The 3,183-nt window shown below is 55.3% G+C and carries 2 protein-coding genes and 1 pseudogene; all 3 read right to left on the bottom strand.

What is annotated here, in order from left to right; translation table 11 throughout:
• Nucleotides 1-179: 179 nt before the first annotated feature.
• On the bottom strand, nt 180-524 hold the full coding sequence (locus tag CINSTRO3249_RS14330) for a YfiM family lipoprotein (protein ID WP_074013752.1): 345 nt from the start codon (nt 522-524) through the stop codon (nt 180-182).
• Between the two features lie 71 nt (nt 525-595).
• A complete protein-coding gene (gene pssA / locus CINSTRO3249_RS14335) occupies nt 596-1,951 on the bottom strand; it encodes a CDP-diacylglycerol--serine O-phosphatidyltransferase (protein ID WP_074013753.1) in 1,356 nt (451 codons plus the stop codon).
• 148 nt (nt 1,952-2,099) lie between these two features.
• A pseudogene (locus CINSTRO3249_RS14340) lies at nt 2,100-3,056 on the bottom strand (GNAT family N-acetyltransferase); the annotation flags it as partial.
• Nucleotides 3,057-3,183 lie beyond the last annotated feature (127 nt).

Below are 3,183 nucleotides of genomic sequence, written 5' to 3' on the forward strand. Positions count from 1 at the left end.
TGCTCATGCTGAGTTTCCAGCACTAGATTAACTGCCCGTTCACGGACTTCCGGAGAGTAACGTTTGGTCGTTGTCATAGAGACCTCCACTTTTAAAGTATAGACTCTAATTTATCCGGGGTGATTCATGCACCGGGAAGCGGGGGCATCATCCGCCGTGCGGTACAGAGCGGTGATAGGCTAATTGCTCAGGGCATACAGGCTGTAGCCGGCGGCGGCGCCGGCGACGTCCCAGGTAAAGTCCTTCCAGCTCCAGCCGGTGCCTCCGGGCCGGCTGTCCCAGGCCTCTTTTAGCGCGCCGAAGGTGATAGACAGTCCAAAACCGATATTACGACTGCGTGCGGGGGAGGCCGATTGATGCTCGGCTACCGCGCTGCCGGCCACCGCCAGCAGGGCAGAGCCAACAAAGTGCTGGGTCTTGTCGCGACCGGTCCAATTGTCCTGTGCCAGGTGGCTGCAGCCCGTGCACCACAGCAGTGGTAACAGCCACAACGCGGGTAACGATAAACGGCGGCCTCTGTGCATCAATGGGTTCCTGCTGGCACCGGCGACATCACGCTCTAGAAAGCGTCGTCGCCGGGAGGAGGCATCGCGATTTAGAGGATGCGGCTAATCAAACGGTCAATGCGGATCCGACGCAATCGGCGGATAAGCTTGCGGACTTTAACCGGATAATCGGCGATGCTCTCAAGTTCGGTAAAATGCCGCACTACCTGGGTGTGGGTGCGGATCCGGTTGAGCTCTTTCTCACGCTGCGGGCGCAACGCCTGTGCGGGATCGTGGATAAGCAGCGCATTTTCCAAATCAAGCCGCCAGGCACGCGGGTTGAGGTTATTGCCGGTCAGCAATTGCCACTCCTCGTCTACCCATACCCCTTTCAAATGGTAACTGTTGTCGTCGTCCTTCCACAGACGTACCACCAATTGACCGTTGTCCACATACCGCTGCAGGCGGCTAAGAAAACGGCGCAAATTGATTTCGTACAAATAAGGCAGGGCGCCGATAATCTTGAACGGCTGATCTTCAGGGATATAAAAGTCGTTGGCGGTCTTATCGCCGACAATGATTTCCACCTGCCTGCCCAGACGCAGCAGACCGATTAAATCCCGCACCAGCAGCGCCGGTAAGTTGAAATAGGGCGTACACAGCGTCAAGGTGTCGCGGGTGGCACACAGTAAATGATGAATCGTTTTGTTCAGCGGGCTTTGCTTGCCCAATCCCACTAACGGGGTAATGGCCAATTCATTTGGACCTGCTTCACCTTGATAGCGATAGCCGGCTTCACGCAGGGTTTGGCGAAACAAACGGGTATCATTTTTGATTTCGAGGCTTTTTGGCCGCGCGACGTTATCCAGCCGATTGACCGCCGGCGCCGTGAGTAATTGCTGTTTGATATAGGCAAGTAGCGTGTCGGCCAGGGAGGGATTACGGATAATCTGGTAACGATCGTAGCGATATTTATCCTGCTGATGCAGATAAACATCGTTCAAGCTGGCGCCGCTGTAAATCACCTGGGCGTCGATAATAAAGCCTTTAAGGTGTAAAACGCCCAGCGCTTCGCGGGTATTGACCGGTACGCCGAAGATAGGCACGTCCACGCCGGGATGCGCTTGCGCCAAACGGCAGTACCAATCGGCATTGGTATCAGCGGCGGCGGCGCCGATACGACCGCGTTGCGCCCGGTGCCAGTCAACCAGAATCGCTACATCCAGCGCTGGATTATTACATTTGGCGTCATAAACAGCGTCAAGGACGCGTTGACCGCCCTGATCCTGCTCCAGATATAATGCGACCAGATAAATTCGTTGCCGGGCGCCGGCGATGGCCTGTATGAGCGCATGATAGAAATCTTCAGGGCTATAAAGCGTTTTAACATCTGCAACCGTCTGAGGGATTTTTGGCAGTTGTGCAAGGTGTTGTTGGTGTTTACTGCGTTTAAAAGTTGACAACATCACAGTGCGCTTCTTCTCTTATCATCGAAGGTTGGAATGACCCTATGCAAACAGGTATTTGCGTTGAATCGGCCATAATACCACTACTTCTGTTGATTGTGGGCAAGTTTCAACTGCCCGGCTAATCCTTGCCCGCTGTGTGCGGAATTCATGCTGTAGCCGGTTCCAGCGCCAGCGACAGCGCGACGATACCGTCCTGCAATTGAATATCCACCGTAAACCCTAATTTGCGCGCCAGCGTTATCATGCCGCGGTTGTTGGGCATGGTGATAGCATTCAGCCGCTGCAAACCGTGAGCGCGGGCGTAATCAATCATCTTTTCCAGCAGCATGCGCCCAAGCCCCAGTTTTTTCAAATCGGAACGTACCAGTACCGCGAACTCCGCATCGGTATTGTCGGGATCGGCAATGACGCGGGTTACACCGATGATAACCTCACTATCCTGCTGTTGTATTACCGCCACAAACGCCATTTCACGATCGTAGTCGATTTGCGTCATATAGGCCAAATCTTCATGGGTAAATTCGCTAATTTCGCTGAAATAGCGGTAGTAGAGATCCTCACGGGTCACCAGGCCGATGAAGGCTTTCAGCAGCGGTTCATCTTCCGGCAGTATCGGCCGGAACAGACAGCGCTGGCCGTTATTGAGCGTCACCACCGATTCGAGCTGGCGCGGATAGGGGCGGATGGCCAGCCGCGCGCCGGGATCGCCGTGGTACTCGCTTAGTTGCAAGCTGACATCCAGCGCCGTCATATCGCTGCCGCAGGCCAGCAGCGGATGGATATTCAGCGCGGTGATTTCCGGGCAATCCACCACCAGATCGGAGACTTGCACCAGCAATTGGCTGAGCGCCGCGAGATCCAAGGGATACAGCGGGCGGTGGTTGCGCAGGGCGCCCATCTTTAACCCTTGCAGCACCAGATTATGCGCCAGCGCCATATTGAGCGGCGGTAACGCTACCGCCACCGGCGCCCCCGCACGCCAGTCGCTCTCGCCATCGCCTAGAAGGATAAGCGGGCCGAAGACCGAGTCTTGTTCCACGCTGATGCGTAGTTCCTGCGTGCCGGCGCGGCTGGCCATGCTCTGCACCGCCAGTCCTTCAATGCATAGGTATCTACACATTTATCGTGATACCTGTTATTACTTTGCAGAATGATTTCAACCTATCTGTTGGCGGGATTGACTCTCGCCTTACCCGCCGATATCAGACGCTGGTTAAACAGCATATGAC

Origin of the sequence: Candidatus Sodalis sp. SoCistrobi, assembly GCF_900143145.1 — a bacterium.
Lineage (GTDB): Bacteria > Pseudomonadota > Gammaproteobacteria > Enterobacterales > Enterobacteriaceae > SoCistrobi.